Source organism: Variovorax sp. PBL-H6 (assembly GCF_901827155.1).
Lineage (GTDB): Bacteria > Pseudomonadota > Gammaproteobacteria > Burkholderiales > Burkholderiaceae_C > Variovorax.
The window spans coordinates 801,851-819,785 of sequence record NZ_LR594660.1 but is presented as its reverse complement, the minus strand read 5'-3'; the positions used below and the strand labels follow the sequence as shown (position 1 = coordinate 819,785).

Genomic DNA, 17,935 nt, shown 5'->3' with positions numbered 1-17,935 from the left:
AGCAGTTCACTCGTTGGGCCGGGCGCGCCTTAAACCGCACCGGATAAAGCCGTCGCTATACGACCCGCAACCTTTTGGAGGTCATATATGCGCCAAATCATCGGAATGCTGGGAGCACGGGGCTCCGGCAAAGATACATGCGCGGCGGTGCTGGTGAATGAGCTTGGCTTCATTCGCATTGGCTTCGCCGACACCCTCTACCAGGAGGCGGCTGATGCGTTCCGCACGACCGTCGAGTACCTGGGCAATCGCAAGTCCAAGGAGCTGCCGCAAACGCCGCTCGCGCTCAGCCGCTGCGTGAGCGTCCACTTTGTGGAAATTGCGCTCAAGTCTGCGACCCGCGACCGAAGCCTGCGCGACGCTGCATTGCACTACTTCAAGACCGGTGAGCTGACACCCCACGTTTCGGCACGCCGCACGAGGGGTGTCCTGAAAGCGGCTAGAAGCCCACGATGGACGCTGCAACTCTGGGGAACCGAGTTCCGCCGGAAGAGCAAGTATGGGTACGACTCGTACTGGCTCGACCAGGTGCGTGCGGCCGTCAACGCGCAGCCCGGAAAGTGCTTCGTCATCACGGACGTCCGCTTCAAGAACGAGGCGTTCTTCGTGGTGTCAATCGGTGGCGTGCTGCACCGCGTGCGCCGGCCCGCCCTGGAAGCCCGAGATGCGGCTGAGCGGAAGGTCACCGGCCTGGCCGCTCACCCGAGCGAGACGGAACTCCTGGACCACCCGGTGGACTTCGAATTCCTGAATGAGGAGGGCCAGCTCGCGCAGTTGCGCCTGGACGTGCTGCAGCAGGCTGGGTTCCTGGAGAAGAAGGCGGCCTGACGCCTCAACGCCTGATTTTGGGCCTGCCACTCTGGTGGCAGGCCTTTTCTTTTGTTTAAACGGCAGAGCTACACGGCTCAAGCTCACCCACCTCAGCCTAATGAAGCCTCTCCACGTCCTATTGCTGTCCGTCGCCCTTGCGCTGCCCGGGTTGACGCATGCCCAGTCCAGCTCGACCTTCAAGGAAAACGCGGCCGCGGACGCTCGCGCCAAGGCCGAGAAGGGCTGGTGGTACTTCGAGAAGAAGAAGGAGCCACCGAAGCTCGAGGAACCGGCTCCTCAACCCCAGCCTGAGCCCGTGGCGCAACCTTCAAAGGCTGAGAAGAGCAAGGAAGAGAAGTGCAAGGAGAAAGCGACCTGGTCGGCCGACTGTGGGTTCGTCCACCCAGGCCAAGATTTCGAGTTCCAGGCGAAGCAGCGCGACGCCCTGATGGAGCGTATGGTGGTCTCCAACAATGACCCGCAGGCTGTCGAAGCCTTCCAGTACTACATGCGCTGGGTGCTCGAGCGCACCAGTGAGGTGACGAACCTCTGGTGGTACAACATGGTCCAAAACCCCGAACTGGACCCGACGGCAGCGCAGCCCATCTCGGCGATGGGCTTGCGACTCATGACCGAGGTGCGCAAAGGCTCAGAGGCCGAAATCTTCGACGTGGCACGCGACGAAGGCGGAATGTTCGTCTTCTTCTCGCGCAGCGACTGCATCTTCTGCCATCAGATGGCCGAGCCGCTGCGGATTATGCAAGAGCGTACGAAGCTGCCCATCCGTAACGCCAGCCTCGACGGCCAATGCATCGCGCCATTTGTCGAGGGTTGCCTGACCGGCGAAGTCGCCATCCAGGCCGCGCAGGCCCTTCAGGTCGCTACCGTTCCCACCGTTTTCCTCTACATCAAGCCCAATACCTGGATTCGTATTGCCACCGGCATCACCGACGCTGACTCCATGGCAACCCGCGCAATGCAGTTTTTCACCGCATACCGCACGGCTTTGCTCAAGGGCGTGGAAAACGGGCAGGACGGCCGGCCCTCCGTGGATTTCGGGAAAGACGAAGGGCCGACGGGGAACCTCTCGACGGGCGTAGGCGCAGGCAAACGCCAGGAGGTGTCCGAGGAACTTATCCATGACCTGCTCGGGCGTAAAAACTGAACGCGTACCTATAAGACCAAATCACGGGGAATCTCCAATGCTGCGCAAACTCGTCATCCTCTTCCTGGCAGCCTCGATGCTGCTGCAGGCGCCGTTCGCATCCGCTCGCGACCTCACAGCCGCTTTTGGCAATCTGCTGTCCAAGGGCGGAGTTGCCGCCGTCAACAAAGGCGGCCGTTACGAATCCTCCGCTCGAAACACATTCATCGCGGGCGGTCTAGAAATGCGGATGCCCAAGCAGGACGTGTCGGCGCAGCTGTTTTCGTTCACGCCACCCAAGGTCACCGTCGGGTGCAACGGCGTATCGGCCTTCTTCGGCGGCTTTTCCTTCATCTCGAGCCAAGAGTTCGAACAGTTGGTCAAGAGCATCGCGTCGGGCGCTGCGCTAGGGTTCGTGACGATGTTGACCCTGAAATCCCTGTGCCCGCAGTGCGCCGATGTCGTGCAGCAGCTGAAGAATGCCGCCCAGGTCGCGGCACGACTCTCCATCGACGCGTGCAAGCTCGGCATGGAAGCCGCCAAGAAGTTCCAGGGGGAGCCGAACGATTTTGCCTCGGAGCTCTGTGGAGCAACAACGACCTCTGGCAGCGGTACCAGCGCTGACTTCCTGTCCTCCATCAGCAAGCAATGCAACACCATCGTGGGCTCGACCCAGGCGGTGAAGCAGGCCAACCCGGGCACGGCGGGGGGGTCCAAGGAGTCTAAAAGCCAAGAGTCCGAGCTTGAGTGCAAGCTCGGGGTGGGCAACGTTACCTGGGCAATGCTCGGCGGCGCCAAGTACAAGTTCAAGGGTACTGACGACGAAATCTACGCACGCAAGACCGTCATCATGAACATGATGGGAGTCGTCCTGCGCGTAGGGGACAAGGAGGCATCCTGCGAAACTCCGAACGGCACGTTGAAGCCAAGCGAGGCCGATGGCCAGATGATGGTTTTCTGCCCGCCTCAAGTTGAGGCTAAGGACATCACCGGCGCCTTCATGTGTGGTACCGACAAGAGCGCCTTCTCAAAGGTGGTCAACGGCTCGGCCGTCATCTCCTACTGCAAGGCCTTCTTCGATGGACTTGCGGGAGCCAAGCAGGACTCCGGAGCGTCGCTGGATAACCTGAAGCTGAAGCGGCTGATGGTGTGCGAGGAATCGGAATCCTGCAAGAAGCTGGTGCTGAAGGACTTCGCTGAAGCCAACGTTGTTAGTGGCGTGGGCTTCCTGCCCCAGGTCGCGAAGCAGTTGGCCACCGCCGTGGACAACGTACGGAATAACAAGCCGATGGACCAGGAAATCATCGACCTCATGGAAGCAGCCCCCTACCCGTTGTACCAGGCCGTCAACGCGGCCGCTGTGTACCCCGTCGCCGCAGCCGACTTGCTCGACTCGCTGAGCATCCTGGTGGCAGAAAGCGCAGCAGGCACGATGCTGGAAGAGTTCCTGCGTGTCGACGGCACCATGGGTGGCGGAAGCTGTACGAACGAGCAACAGGTTCGCCGTGTCATTGAAACACTGGCTTTTGCCAAGACCGAAGCGAAGGCCCGCAAGAACCTCATCGCATCGAACATGGCCGCGCAGCAAGGCATGCGCGAGCAAATTCGCCAAATCAACCTGGCAATCCAGCAGCAAGTCATGAGTGGCGAACTGCTGCAACAAAACAAGATGGCTGCCGGCCTCGCCAGCTCCCTCAGCCCGACCGGCGCCGGCAATCAGCCGACCGGCAACTAAAAGACGAGGCACCAATGCCCTTCCTCTACCTCATTCTCGCTGTGGCCGCGCTTCTTGCTCCGGGACTCGCGTTGGCCGCCCCGTCGACGCTGAACCCCATCGACGGCAACTCGTGGGACCTCATCGTCTTCGGAAATGGCCGGGTCATCTACGACATCATGATGGGCGTGAAAATGCTCATGGTGCCGGATGCCGGCGACTCTGGCTTCACACTCCTGCTGCTCCTGATGGCCACCCTTGGCTTCCTGGTGCTGGCGGTGAAGGCCGGATTCGACCCAGGCAAGAACCTGATGAAGATGTTTGGCTACATCTTCCTGGTTTGGATGGTGACACTGTTCACGACGAAGATTGTCGTGAACGTGCAGGTGCACGACATGGTCGTAAATCAAGCCGGCCAGCAGGATTCCTGGGTGGTCACCGGCGTCCCCGCACTGGTGGCGCTTCCCTCCGCGCTGACCTCACAGGTCGGGCAGTACTTCACCAAGTCTCTCGAGACTTACTTTTCGGTTCCGGCTGAGTTCAAGCTCACGGGCGGAGCTGCGGGTCAGTTCAACCTTTTTGCGAAGATGGTTGAGGAGTCGAACGAGTACGGCTTCAGCTACCCGGCCCTCAAGCAATCCTTGTCCGCGTATACGGCCGATTGCGTCGTGCCTGCAATGGCCCTGTTGAAGCTGAAGGGCCCCGGAAAGGATGGCGAGCTGACTGGCGTCGACGCGCTGCTGCGCACCAACGACCTCATGAAGACCTACAAGTCCGCCCAGCACAAGTCCATCATGACAACGTACTTCCCTATCCCCGACCAGGGCGGAGCGGCTACGCCCGGCGGAACGCTGGGCGGCATGGGCACCGTAGAGACTTGCGAGAAGGCGTACGACAATATCGAAAAGGACATGAACGCCCACGCTGCCGCAATGCTTGGACGCGGTGCAGAAGCCTGGAAAAAGGCAGGCATCATGGTTCCGTTTGAGACGGCGTTCCGTTCCATGCTGGCCCAAGCGGCCGCACCCGGCTCGGTGGCCTCCGGCTTCAGCAGCCCGAGCGGCTACATCCTGCAGCAGGGCTTTCTGAACTCCATGACTGGCTCGTTCCGTACTGCAGCCGCCCAAACCGGCAACAGCGAGTTGATGCAGGCAGCGAGCGCCTCGCAGGCTGAAGCGTCGCAGAAGTCCGCGTGGGTCGCATCATTTTCGACCTTCAACAACATGATGGGCTACGTCTTCACCGTGTTGCAGGCATTCATCTTTGCCATCACTCCCCTCATCATCGTCGCACTTCTAGTGCCCGGTCTTGGAGCGGGCATCTTCAAGAACTACGCCCAGATTCTCATTTGGCTCACGCTGTGGATGCCGTGCTTCGCCATCATCAACTTCGTCATCACATCTTTCGCGGCCGAGTCCTTCACCGGCGTGTTGAATGTCGACGGCGGCCTGTCCATGAACAGCAAGGGCGCGTTCAATGAGAAGACCAAGAACATGGTGATTGCCGCTCAGTTCCTCGGAACGATGGTGCCCATGATTACCTGGGGCATCGTGAAGGGCGCCATGGCGTTTACCGAATTCATCTCGAGCGGCGTGGGGTCCCAGTTCGCTAGCCAGGCGGGTGCGGCTGCAGCGTCAGGCAATCTCTCGATGAACAACATGTCGATGGACAACTATAGTGCCAACAAATTCAACACCGCGATGTCCTCGGCGGTCGGGTTCCAGGCCACGAACGCATTTGCCAACGCGGGTGCGTTGGACGTCGTGCAGGCAGCGGGCGGCTCTAGTGCCTCGATGCACGGAGCGACGGTGGACGCGAAGCAGCAGCTGAGCGAGTCAATTGGCCAGAAGCTGGCGGAGCAGCGGTCCGTCTCGCACAACCTCTCATCGATGAAGGAGAACACGGCTTCGACTGTCGACGCGATGAGCCGCTACCAAAAGGGCGACCATAGCGTGATGACGGCGGACGCATACAACCAGGCGATGCAAATGGCTCGACAGGTTACCAAGAGCAACTCAGCCGGAGAAAACACTTCGGCCAGCAGCAGCAGCACGAACAGTTCAAGCGGGCAGCGGGGACAGGGCATGGGCACGACGGCGAGCACTGAATTCGGAGTTGGCATGCCTGGAGGCATCTCGCCTATCAAGGCCGGCGCCTCGGCCGGCATGAACGGGAATACGAAAACGGAGCAGCAAGAGGCCTATAACAAGGCGGACCAAGCAGCCCACGGCACGAGCACGGCGAGCAGTGTTTCGAAGCAGGAATCCGGGACGGCGTCTTCGGGGAATACCCATACGGTGACTCGCAGCGACGCAGAAGTCATCGGGATGATGCGCAGCCATGACAACCAGGTTGCCTTCCGTCAGGCCGCCAGCGAAGCGCTACAGCGCAGCGAGAGCGTCACCGCCGGGCTTGAGCACATGCAGTCCCTGACCAGTACCGCTTCGTTCAGCAGCGGCATGACCCTCGACGGCGTAAATCAGTTGATGTCGCAAGTCGAAGCCGCGCGGGGCATGGGCTCTGCAGCAGAGATTAGGGAGAGGTTCAACGAGCTCAGTTCACGAAGCGCTGAGCACTTCAATACGACCTCTGCGGCCGTAGGCGGCAGTGGCGGCGCATTCGGTGGCAGTGGCGGCAGCGCCTTTGGTACCGGCGGAGGGACCGGCCTCGATTTCGGTGTCGGAGGCGGAGGTGCTCCCGCTGGTGGCGGTGGCGCTGGTGGCGGCGGCGGCGGCGGCGGCGGCGGCGGTGGTGGCGGTGGCGGCGGTGGCGGCGGTGGCGGCGGTGGCGGCGGTGGCGGCGGTGCATTTGGCCCCGGCTCGAGCAGCGCTGCTGGCGACATGCCGAACGTCGCACCGACCTATAACCAGTTCGTAAACGACACCGGTGCGGAACTCGATAACCGGACCCAGGAGACGAACCGCACAGCCCAGCGAACGGCCGAGGCCAATCAGACGGGTCGGGACGAAACGAAGGTTTCCAACACTGCGGTAGGCGCACTTGCACAGAACGCCGGCAGGAACATGAGAATGGAAAAAATCGACAAGGGATTCTTGGACTGACCGAACAACGGCCCCAGGTTTGGCGGGCACGAAGAAAAGGGGTACCTGCAGGGTGCCCCATTTTTTGCTTTAGGCCGACGCGCGGCGAATATAAACCGGCGCTCCCTATACGGGGTCTACTGCAAACTCTTGAGACCCTGCATGACCCGTCCTGTGCACGCCTTCGTGCTAGGGGCCGCCCTTACCCTGTTTGGCCAAACAGGGGTTGCTTCAAGCTTGGAGCAATCGGGGCAGCCCGAGCAAAGCGTATCCGTGATGAAGACCTATGGCGTTGGCGTTGCCACGTCCAAGGGGCTCCGTACGGTCGTTCCCGCCGGCTGGCGGACCTATGTCCAGCCACCCGCCGCCTTGCCTGAGTCGATGTCGTGGAAGGTGGGCCAGGAATGGACCTCCGTCCTGGCCGACCTGGCCAAAGATTCCAACATCAACGTGCTCGTCGACTGGTCGTCGAAGTCTGTCTACCTCCGTACCACCGAAGCGGCACTGGATGACGGCGCAAAGCGTGCGGAAGTCCTGCAAGCAGCCACCACGCCACTGCCGCGCTTTGAACCCAAGCCGCTCGCCGTCGGCGTCATTGAAAAGGTGGCAAGCACCGCCGCTTCGTCCCAAAACCACCTGAAGACGGAACCTCTCGCGGCAGGGGCACCCGCCGCTACGGCCGCAGATGCTGCTTCGAAGGCCAGCTTTGCGTCCTCCGCTGCCTTGGCGACTCCTCTTGCGGGAGAGCCAGCCGGTGGCAAATTCGCAGTGCGCAAGAAAACTTCCAATACCACGTTCGACGCGCCGCTTGCAACGGTGACGTTGGGGCCGTCTGACGTGACCGGCAGGGCTGTCGAAACGCGTGGCACGGCTTCCCTGGGAGCCGCACCGGTCGCTCAGGGCCCTTCCACCTCGAGCGCCGTGAGCGATGCGCCCGAGCCCGCGGAAAAAGTCCTTGCCAAGGCCGAGCCCGCTCAGGTCGTCGGCGCGTCCCCAACGACAGGCACCGGGACCGCCCCGGTCGGGGCCGTGACGTCCGGCCCTTTGTCCGTGCTGGAAGACAAGCTCGTCCTCAAGCCCGCTCTCGGCCTTGACCTGGTTGCGGCGCCCTCCGCTGGGCCGTCACAGCAGCATGACCTGCTGACTGCGCCTATTGAGCGGCCCTCCGCTGAGAAGCGAATGGCCACTTCGGCGGCGGTTCGTGCCGCTCTTGCGCCTGTGACTGCGGAGCCTGGTCCGTTCAACGCTACCGTGCCAGCCCCGGTACTCGCGGCTCCAACCTCCGTTGTCGGGCATTTGGCCGCGCCTGCCGTTGTTGCGGCTGCCCGCTCCCCCGAGGCGCCGGTCGCCGTCGCCCAAGCAGAGCCCCCCGTGAACATCGCGCTTGCCGCCCAGATGACCGAAGCATTGAATGCCGCTCCGACCACACTTCTGCCGTCTCCCGGAGCCCGCATCGGTGACACGGAAGATTTCGTCTACACGCAGGCCGTCGCGCTGAACAAGCCTTCGGCGCGCTCCGTCGCGCAAAGCATCGCGAACCGCTTCCACCTTCGCCTGGTCTGGGCAGCGCCGGAGATGACCCTACGCGGTCCTGTCACGTTGCTCGGCAACTCGGCCGAAGAAGACATGACGCTCCTCAAGAAGGCCATGGGCGTCTATTCGCCTGTGTCGCTTGACATCCCGACAGGACAAGGCGTCCTGATGGCAGTCGCCCAATCGGGTAGCGATTATCCGAACCTCGCAGCCAAGGCTATCTTGCCTGCGGCGCCCGGGAATACAGACCCCGCCGGGACTCACGTCGTTGCTGGCGGCAGCGTGGTCGGTCAGGTCCTCGGAGGTACAGGCGCGCAGCCGGTTGCAGCTGGCGCGCCGAGCGCCACGGATGCACCGGTTGCCGCAGTCGCCGCACTTGAACTCGTGGTCAACGAAGGTGAACCGCTGGAGGTCGCCATCGTCCGGTTCGCCCGTACCAACGGCTACACCATGGAATGGAAGGTCGACGGCGGCTTTGAGGCCAAGCGGTCGCTTACCTACAAGGGTGCCTCGGTTCGCGAGGTCCTCGCCAACATCCTGCCGCCGCTTGGCGTGTCGGCAGACATCTACAAACAAGAGTCACACATCGTCGTTCGGCCTGCTGACGCGGCACTCGACTTCTAAGGAGCACCATTCATGTCGAAACGACTTCTCATCGCTGCTGCAGTTGCCACCCTCATCTCGGGCTGCGCAACGCCCTTCGCTACGCAGCAGCAGGCCAAGGACATCACGGACGCACGCGCTGCCGCCGCCGTGAAGGACTTCGTGAAGCAGGGGGCCAGCGGAAGCGTGCGCGAAATCACCGAGCCGCTGAACGATTTCCGTCGCACGGAAGCCCCTGCCAAGCGTGGCGACGTCTACGTGAAGGCGGCCAGCACGCCGTTCGCGCCTCTGGTGAGCGAGCTGTCGAAGAAGCTCGGCTACTCCGTCGCCTACGGCGAGGGCGTCGACCCCATGCGCAAGGTGACCGTGGACTTCAACGGCTCCTTCAGCGAAGACGCCATCCGCACCACCGCGTTCCTTGCGGGTTACGCCGCAGTCTTCGACCGCGACAACCGTACGCTGTACATCGCGGAGAACGCCACCTACAACTTCCGCCTTCCTTCGGCCGTCTTCAAGAGCCTGCAGGCCCAGTACAACGTGGGCGGTGACCCCGCGAATTCCTCCGCCTCGACGAGCGGTGGCTCGGGCGGCAGCGGCGGTGGCGGCAGCGCCGGCGGAACTTCGCTGAAGGCCGAATTCACCATCGCCGGCAAGGAAGGAACCGACGGCAAGGCGCTGATTAAGTTCATGTCCGACATGGCCGGCAAGAATGCCGAGGTGCTGGTGACGGACCAGGGCGTGGTGTCCGTGAAGGGCAACGCCCAGGCGCTACGCCGCATGAGCGACTTCATCAAGAACTTCGCGCGCGACGCCATGACCCAGGTGGAAATCGAAGCCTCGGTCATCGAGGTCTCACTCACCAAGGACTTCAGCCTCGGCATCCAGTGGGGCCGCGTGCTGAACGGCGCCAGCCGCGGCATGTTTGCCGGGGGCAGCTCCGACCTCGCCTCCGCTGCGGTCAAGGCCGCCGGCGGCGACATGAGCTCGCTCATTGGCTCCGCCGCGTCGGCCGCAGCCCAGGGAAGCCTCGGCGGCTACCGCACGACCGCCAGCTCGGCTGCCATCATCAATTCGCTGATGCAGTTCACCGATGTCAACATCGTGTCGCAGCCGAAGCTCGTGTCGCTGAACAACAACCCGGCGACGTACTTCGACGGTACGCAGATTCCTTACTTGGGCAGCGTCCAGCAGACGAACAACACCACGACGGGCGGCTCCGCCGGCGCGCCGACGGTGTCTGGCTCCGTCTCGTTCGCCATCGACGGCGTGAGCTTCTCGGCGGTGCCTTCGGTCGTGAACAAGAGCTCGGTGCAAATCACCTTGCTGCCGGTGCTGTCGTCGGTCGGTTCGTTTTCGAACTTCCTGAACGGCACGCTGACGGCCCCGACGCAGTCAAACAAGCAGACCTACATGCGCGTTGTGGCCGAAAGCGGCAAGACGCTGATTCTGGGCGGTATTCGCTACAACAAGGACGTGAAGGACACGAGCATCGCGTCTACGACCGGCCAGAAGAGCACCTCGAAGGAGGTCGTCATCCTGCTGCGCGCCAACGTGATTCCTCCGACCGACAACGACATCATCATGAGCGAATCGCTCTAACAGGGGCGCCGCATGCTTCTTAACATCAGGAAGAAAACGCCGGAGGGGCTGAAGGCGGTCCGTCCGCCGGACAAGGACTTCTCGCTCTTCGTCGCCAAGTCGAAGACCGCCGACGGTGCGGAGAGCGTTTCTGAGGTGCTCGTGCCGCTGCGCGGCTCGGACGACGGCAGCCGGGGGCTCTTCATTCGCAACCCGAAGGAGGTGGTGGACGCCTCCGTGCGCGTCGAGCCTGCGCTGGATGTGCCGTTCACGGACACCAAGCCGACGAGCTCGCCTGGCCCGGCCTTTGAGGAGCCCACGAAGCCTGCGGGCCTAGGCCTGAAGTTGAAGGCCGCAGCGGCTCGGAAGCCCGTCGACGAAACGTTCGAAGCAGAACCGCCGGTGGTGGCCGAGGAGGCGCGTCAACCGGACGCTGCGCCTCAGGCACCCGCGGCTCCCTCGGAAAGGGGCGCAGACCGAACTGATTCTGAGGTGGCGCAATCCGCTGCGCGTACGAGCCTTCAGGCGCGCTTCGCCAACAAGAAGGAACCGGCGACGGTGGCCGCGGCTCTACCAGGCGCAACTAAAAAGTCGTTTTTTGGTTTCGGCGGCAAGAAGGCCGGCGGGGCCAAGCCTCCAAAGGCCTCCTCGAGCTCTGAGGGTGGCGCCCCTGCGAAAGCCGAAAGGTCGGCAGAGAAGGGCGACAGCGCCGGCAAGCCGGCAAAGCCCGCCAAACAGCCCCAAGCGCCCCGAAAGGTCCGCCAATCAAGGGGCGCCTTCCACCTGGTACTCGCACGTGAGGACGGCACCCGCGCGTGCTTCCATGTCTCGGCGCAAGGCCTGCTCGATGTGCCTGAAGGCGACGTGAAGGAAGCGGCAAGCCTCACCGCACAGGACGTCCGCTTCGCGGTGGGCCCGAAGACGACCTACCGGCAGGGCAGCGACCTGGCGCTCTCCGAAGGCGTTGGCGAGTCGGTGCGCATCATTAACGCTGCCAAGCAACTGGGGGCCATCTACGCGACATCGGTGGAGCGGCTGGAAGAGCTGTCCATGCGCGTCGGCCCAGGCCTGCTGCTGGTGGAGCGTGCGATGGTTCGCCGCGAGGTGCCGAAGGGCGCCCACATCGTCTTCATCCTGCTGGAAGATGCGGAGAGCGGCCGCAAGGTTGCAATCCTCTACTACCGCAGCGTGGACGGCGAGTTCAGCGCGCCTCAGGTCACGTTCAATCCTACGAACCTGGCCTTCACCCTGGCGCAGTTCCAGTCGGCACGCGGCCTGAGCCCGGATTCGCAGACGGTCCAGCTCTCCAATGCGGACCTGGTCGCGCAGTCTGGCGAGCTCCAGCTCTACCCGGCTGAGGCCGAGTGGAACGGCATCTCTGTCAGTTCGCTCTTGAATGGCGCCGTCATGGTCGCTGCCGCTGCGGCCATCGGTACCGCCGGTTATGCCGCGGTGCTCAAGACCGGCTTGGCCAGTACGAAGTCGTCCATTTCGTTTTCTCAGAAGAAGGCAGATGCCTTCGACCGAAAGAACCAGACGCTGATTGCAAGCTCACTGGTCAGTTTTGGCAAAAGCCAGTCGCTAGATATTGCTCGTCTCTCAGAACGTGCAGCTGCGATTTGGGCTCCTCGCTCCACCTTGGTGGTCGATGCGACCGCTGCGCGCGAAACCTATGTGGTGTCGATGCCCCTGACCACTGGCGGCTTCGTGAACAACAAGCCCAGCGCGCTCAGCGAACTGCGAAACGAAGAGATTCAACAGCTTCTGAAGCTCACCCCTCCAGAAGAGTGCACGAAAACAATGCCCGGGGTGAGCGGAGGTGTCAATGTCATCCAAGTCACAGTCAACTGCGAAACTCCTGTTGGTAGCGCTGGTCGCTATCGCAGCGACTAGCGGCTACTACGTCAAGCAGTGGTCGCAGGAGGCCGAGTCCGCAAAAACGCGCCTCGCATCCGTGCAACGCGCCGCGAAGGAAGCCGAGCGCGCCCATCAGGAGCTCAGCAGTCAACTCACGCCCGACACGTCTTCTAAGTCGCTCCAGGACGCGGTCACCGCGGTGATGCTTGACGTCTACAACCGTCGGCTGCCTCACGCAGTCACTGTGGCGTCCGTCGCGCCGGGCAAGTTTGCCGCGAGCGGCAGCATGTCGCCGCTGGACACGCTCACCGAAGTCATTCCTGGCACCAAGGTGCAGAGCATGCGGGTCAATATTCGCGGCACCTACTCGGACTACCTGGGCCTGCTGCGCTACATCAAGGACATGCAGGCACATCCGCTGAGCGTCGTGCACCTGAAGGTCCAGGACCAGGCCTACGAACTCGGGCTTCGCGTCTACGGCGACCTGACCCCCGCTCCCTGAGCCGAAACCAGAAACCATGGCAAAACCCTCTCCCTTCGACTTCCTCTCCGGCTCGCGCAGCAAGACGTCCGTACTCTCCCCCGCCAGGCCGGCGCACGCCGCCTCGCGCCCCCGGGAGCCCGAGCACGTCGTGCCTCCGGCCTCGTCGCGCGAGGAGGCTCCCGCGCGCACGGTTCTCTCCGCTGAACCCGTGGTCGTGAACACCGCACAAGTGCTGCCCCTACCGGCGCTCGAGACTGGCCGTGCGGTGGCATTGCGCCCCCAACATGCGCCACGCACGGACGAAATCTTCTCCAAGAAGTCGCTGGAGAAGATTCTGCTGGGCATGGGTGTCAAGCAGTCGCACGTCGACATCGCGCTCAACCGCGCGAGCGAAACCAAGGAGTCCCTAGCGCAAATCATGCGCGACTTCGGCTTTCTCACCGGGGAGCGCGTGGCCGAGGCCGTGAGCCTGCAGACAGGCTTCGAGTACTTCGGTGCCGAGAAGGTCGACGACATCAAGGCAGAGGACCTCGCTGGCCTCGAATTGACGGACTTCAAGAAGTTCGTCCCGGTCGGTCGCCGGCCGGACGGTACGCTGATGGTCGCTGTCCCCGACGCCGACACTGTCAACGCTGCACTGAACTCCTTCTACCAGGAGTCTCGCGCAGAGGTGGTGGTGGCCAGCGAGCACACCATCCAGAACGTCTATCTGAAGTTCTTCGCAAACACGGCTGAGGCCTTCGACCTGGCGGTCAAGGAGTACACAGAGAAGAGCGCCCTCTCGCGGCGTCAGGACGAAGACGACTCGACCCTTGGGTTGATTCGCACCATCTACTTCTCGTTGCTGCGCCATGCGTGCTATTCCGGTGCCTCCGACCTCTACCTGTACCAGTCGGAACACGTGGGCATCGTGCGCCTGAAGGTGAACGGTGTCGGCCAAATATTTCGCACCATCGACATCTCGATGTACAAGCGGTTGCTGACCAAGATGGTCCAGGACAACACCAAGGCGGAAGAGCTGCGGCTGCGTCCGAAGGAAACCGTCGTCGAGTTCACCGACGAGGACAAGAAGGAACACCACGACATCGCATCGCGCTTCGGCTTCCGCCTGGAGCTTGCCCAGTCCCGCGGCATCAACAGTGCCGTCATCCGGATTCTTGACAAGAACTCCGCCGCCACGGACCTGTCTCGGCTGCCCTTCGACGACCAAACCCGCAAGGCGCTGTCTCGCGTGTCCCGCACAGCCACAGGATTCTTCCTGGTGACGGGCCCGACCGGCTCAGGGAAGACCACCTCCCTCTACGCGCTGCTAAAGGACATCGATGCCGTCGAGCGCAGCATCCAGTCCATCGAAAACCCAATTGAGTACAAGCACGGGCTCTGGCTGCAATTCGAAGTGCGCAAGGACGCATCGAACGAAGGGGACGAGTACAACGTCTGGCTCAAGGCGCTCCTTCGGAACGCGCCCGACGTGATTCTGGTGGGCGAAGTCCGGGACAAGGAAGTCGCATCCATCTGTATGGATGCGGCCAATACTGGCCACTTGGTGTTCGCCACGCTGCACACGAACAGCGCGGTGTCGGCTCTGGCGCGCCTGAAGGCACTGCAGGTCGACTCGAATCTGCTGGGCGCCTCCTTGCTGGGCATCCTGGCGCAGCGGCTGGTCCAGACGCTGTGCGACGCCTGCGCCGTGCCCGACGACACGGTCGAAACGCACGAACTGCTGGCAGACGCGAGCTACCTCGGGAACATGGCGAAGAATCCTCGCCGCGCCGGCCGGGGCTGCCCTCACTGCAACTTCACCGGATTCCGTGGGCGCCGGATGGTCTATGAGCTTCTCGAAATGTCCCCAGCGGTGCGTGAGCTGGTAGAGCAGGGCGCAACGCCCACCGCTGTGGCGCGGGCGGGCCTTCCTGAGAGCAAGTCGATGTGGGCCTGCGGCCTGGGGCTCGTTGCCCAGGGCATCACCAGTCGCGAGGAACTCGAACGCGTTGCCAACAAGAGCGTTTAAGCCACAGCGCTAGACGTCAACCAACACATCGGCTTTCGACTCAATGGAACGCGCATACAACTACACGGCTAAGAACGGGCGGGGGATGGTCCTCAACGGGATGGTGCACGCAGCCAGCAAGCCGCTCGCTTACGCTCGTCTCAAGCGGGCTGGCTTCAAGCCACTGCGCGTGACGCTCAACGCTGGAGGCACCATCAAGGGCGTCTTCAGCAAAGAGTTCGACACCCAGGAGCTTGCCCGCTTCTACATCACGCTGGGCCGCCGCATCCAGAACGGCAAATCGTTGGGCGATGGCCTTGAGTCGGCCATCGACTATGTGAGCGACCCGCGCCTGCGTCAGGCCGTGATGATTATGCGGCAGGCGATGATTGACGGTCAGTCCGAGCACCAGGCAATGCTGGCCGCCGGGTTTCCCCGCCGGGATTGCCTTTCCATCAAGTCGACCGCCGAGGCGGGCAAGGCGGCCACGTCCTTCATCTCGCTAGGCGAGGAAATCCAGCGCACGGATGCCATCCGTCGCTCGGTGAGCTCGACGTTCCGCATCCCGAAGGTGATGGCGGTCTTCATGGTTCTCTTCATCTGGGCTGCCATCGTATTCATGGCCCCGATGACGTTGACCTTCCTGAAGCAGACCGGACTGCGGTTGAGCTTCTCGCCCTTCATCGCCAACTACTTTGAATTCGTGAAGTTGTTCAATGGTGGGCTGCCCCGACACACGACCACGACGGTTATCTCGTCGTGCTTGTACTTCGGCGCCTTCGCAGGCATCGCATACTTCCTGAGGTCGCAGACCTTCAAGGACATGCTCGACCGCATCGAGTCGCTGCGTACGCTATCCGTGAAGTCGGACCACGCCGCACTTTGGAACAGCTTCGTGCTGCTCTATGACGCGGCGATTCCTGCGAAAGAGGCGGCGGTCATCGTTGGCGACTCGGCAAAGCGTCTGGACTCCAAGCGCGCCTTTCACAAGATGGGCAAGCTCATCGACGCGGGCCGGCCGCTGGACGACGCCGTGACCAATGCGGGGTTCCCGCCGGTCGTCATGAACGGTATCAAGGCCGCAGTGTCCTCGGGCTCCATCGTGCAGGGCATGACAGAGATGGCCAAGAACCTCGAGGAAGACGTTCGAGTGATGACCGACCTGCTGCAAGAAAACGTCAAGTTGCTGTCGGTGTTGTTCGTCGGCTTGGGCCTGCTGCTGGTCTTTGTGATGACCTACTATCCCATGATGGCCTCGGTAATGTCGAACCTATAACGCCATAGGTTTCAGCCTAATAGCACTGTCAAGTAGACATCCCGCGCCTTATCGTGAGCTTTGTCAAGGCCCCTCGTTGGGGCCTTTGTCCGTGCGCTGCGCATGAGGGCGTGTTTCGAGCAGCTATTGCAAAAAAGCGGCCAGCTTGCCCTGATTTCTGAGGCGTGGTTGCTAGACGTCAGGTGCGAGTCCTGCGTGAGAGCGCGAGGCGAGTGCAAAGGTGCTCCAGCGTGCGGGCCTGATAGCCCGTGATTGCGGATGCATAAAAGTTCTTCCCTACACCACAGGCCTACATCGGTCTAAGGATTACCCTCCATGAAAACCCCCCGCAATCGTTCGCTGCGCCAGCGCGGCTTCTCCCTCATCGAAGCGCTGGTCGTGCTTACGATTCTCACCATCATGGCCTTGCTTGCGGCCAGCGCATTCGACGGCGCGCGCACGAAGGCACAGGCCATGCTGAACCTGGGCAAGCAGATTGGCGAAGCCAACATCAAGCTGAAGCTCGACACCGGCTGCTACGTCAAGAACGCAAAGGCTCTGTTCGACCCCGTCGCCGCCGCGGTTCCCGCGAACAACTACTGCGCGCGCACCTTCGGTACCAACTGGACGAGTGCCTACATGGCCAAGTACCCGACGGATACCACCACGGGCGCCATCAAGTTCGACAAGCTTGGCTCTGAAGTCACTGCATCGTTCCCTGATGCGCCCGAATCGGTCGTCATCAGCGGGACCACGTGGAAGCGCTACTACGTGCGCTTCTCGAACGTTCCGGTCGACGTCGTGCGCCAAGGCCTGAACGAGTGCAACGGCAACCCGGAATCGAAGGGCGACTTTTCCACGGACAAGTGCCGCACCGACGTGAACCTGTCCTCGGACACCCCGGGCACGTTCGACATCCTGTTCGACGAAACCCGCTAATCCAAGCCGGGAAGGACGCCATCATGAGCAGGCTGCGGCCCGTGCGCCAAGAGGGCTTCGGCCTGCTCGTGTTCGTCTTGATGGCGAGCGTGGTGGCCCTGTCCATCGTTCTGGGCTACTCCGGCCTGCTTACTCGCGAGGAAGCCAATCGACGCCCCGCCAAGATGCAGGCCCTGCTCGAGCAGTACAAGACCCAGGTCATGGGCCTGTACCAGCAGCACGCGACCGAGCTGGACAATCCGTCGGCCGGAAACGGCGTCACGTTCGGAGACATCTTCGCAGGCGCCAACATCCCCGTACGGCACGGGCTGAGTGGCGCCATGTCGAACCTACTGCCTGGCGAGTCGGGGTTGCTCTACCGGCGTATTGTGCTCTTCTATCCAAGCGAGACGGACGAGACGAATCCTCCCGACCTGGCGAGCTTCGCCGCGACTGGCGAATTCAAGTCATGCACAGACGAGTCGCTGCCGTGCAGCCCCCGGCAGTTCATCACGATGGACTCCCGCGACATCCATCGGGCGGCCCTACTGGAGACGCAGCGCCGCCTGGAGCGTGTGGCCCTGAAGGCGCAGGCCTTCTTCAAGGCACGCATGCTGCAGGACGCCGAGAAGAACATCTCGGTCAACTACTTCCGCACGCCTTTCGGTCCGTCGGGCCCGGGCGTGGCCGGAAATCCCTGCCTGACCGACGAGAGCATTGACCTTGCGAACCCGAGCTTGCGAGCAATCAACGAGCTTCAGTGCCTCGACACGTACCGCCCGCTGGTGTCCCTGGTCGGCAGCACGTGGGTGCCCCAGACCAATCTCCCTCTGGTCCTCGGCTTGGCCTCAGATGAGCTCGTGTCCGGATGGGGAGCACCCATCGAAGCCTCGAGTTGGCAGGACAGCGAGACCAGCGAACCGCCTTTCACGATGGTGTTCCGCGCGCCCAACCCCTTTGGGGGCTACGTGACCATGCGTGCCATCCAGCAAATCTAAACCACCCCTC

Annotated in this window: 12 protein-coding genes; all 12 read left to right on the top strand. The window is 62.5% G+C overall.

Annotated elements, in window-relative coordinates:
* Positions 1-87: 87 nt before the first annotated feature.
* Complete coding sequence (locus tag G3W89_RS32560; RefSeq protein WP_162570703.1) at positions 88-828, top strand: hypothetical protein; 741 nt, start codon at positions 88-90, stop codon at positions 826-828.
* 121 nt (positions 829-949) lie between these two features.
* On the top strand, positions 950-1,975 hold the full coding sequence (gene traF, locus G3W89_RS32555) for a conjugal transfer protein TraF (RefSeq protein WP_162577754.1): 1,026 nt from the start codon (positions 950-952) through the stop codon (positions 1,973-1,975).
* A gap of 37 nt (positions 1,976-2,012) precedes the next feature.
* Positions 2,013-3,689, top strand: a complete 1,677-nt coding sequence (locus G3W89_RS32550) for a conjugal transfer protein TraH (protein ID WP_068673546.1) — start codon at positions 2,013-2,015, stop codon at positions 3,687-3,689.
* 14 nt (positions 3,690-3,703) lie between these two features.
* Positions 3,704-6,730, top strand: a complete 3,027-nt coding sequence (locus G3W89_RS33140; RefSeq protein ID WP_197893624.1) for a conjugal transfer protein TraG N-terminal domain-containing protein — start codon at positions 3,704-3,706, stop codon at positions 6,728-6,730.
* Positions 6,731-6,985: 255 nt separating this feature from the next.
* Positions 6,986-8,866, top strand: coding sequence for a hypothetical protein (locus tag G3W89_RS32540; protein ID WP_162570705.1), 1,881 nt, complete (start codon positions 6,986-6,988; stop codon positions 8,864-8,866).
* A gap of 12 nt (positions 8,867-8,878) precedes the next feature.
* A complete protein-coding gene (locus G3W89_RS32535) occupies positions 8,879-10,444 on the top strand; it encodes a type II secretion system protein GspD (RefSeq protein ID WP_162570706.1) in 1,566 nt (521 codons plus the stop codon).
* A gap of 135 nt (positions 10,445-10,579) precedes the next feature.
* Positions 10,580-12,316 carry a hypothetical protein gene (locus G3W89_RS32530; protein ID WP_162577753.1) on the top strand — a complete coding sequence of 579 codons (1,737 nt, stop codon included), beginning with the start codon at positions 10,580-10,582 and terminating at the stop codon, positions 12,314-12,316.
* Complete coding sequence (locus G3W89_RS32525) at positions 12,249-12,782, top strand: hypothetical protein (protein ID WP_162577752.1); 534 nt, start codon at positions 12,249-12,251, stop codon at positions 12,780-12,782. The genes G3W89_RS32530 and G3W89_RS32525 overlap by 68 nt, the downstream gene beginning before the upstream one ends.
* Positions 12,783-12,798: 16 nt before the next feature.
* Complete coding sequence (locus G3W89_RS32520) at positions 12,799-14,775, top strand: GspE/PulE family protein (RefSeq protein ID WP_162570708.1); 1,977 nt, start codon at positions 12,799-12,801, stop codon at positions 14,773-14,775.
* 43 nt (positions 14,776-14,818) lie between these two features.
* Entirely contained in the window at positions 14,819-16,030 is a 1,212-nt protein-coding gene (locus tag G3W89_RS32515; protein WP_083944114.1) for a type II secretion system F family protein, read from the top strand.
* A gap of 315 nt (positions 16,031-16,345) precedes the next feature.
* The gene (locus G3W89_RS32510) at positions 16,346-16,948 is read left to right on the top strand and encodes a type II secretion system protein (RefSeq protein WP_068673532.1); all 603 of its coding nucleotides are present in this window, start codon (positions 16,346-16,348) and stop codon (positions 16,946-16,948) included.
* Positions 16,949-16,971: 23 nt separating this feature from the next.
* Complete coding sequence (locus tag G3W89_RS32505) at positions 16,972-17,925, top strand: hypothetical protein (RefSeq protein WP_068673530.1); 954 nt, start codon at positions 16,972-16,974, stop codon at positions 17,923-17,925.
* Positions 17,926-17,935 lie beyond the last annotated feature (10 nt).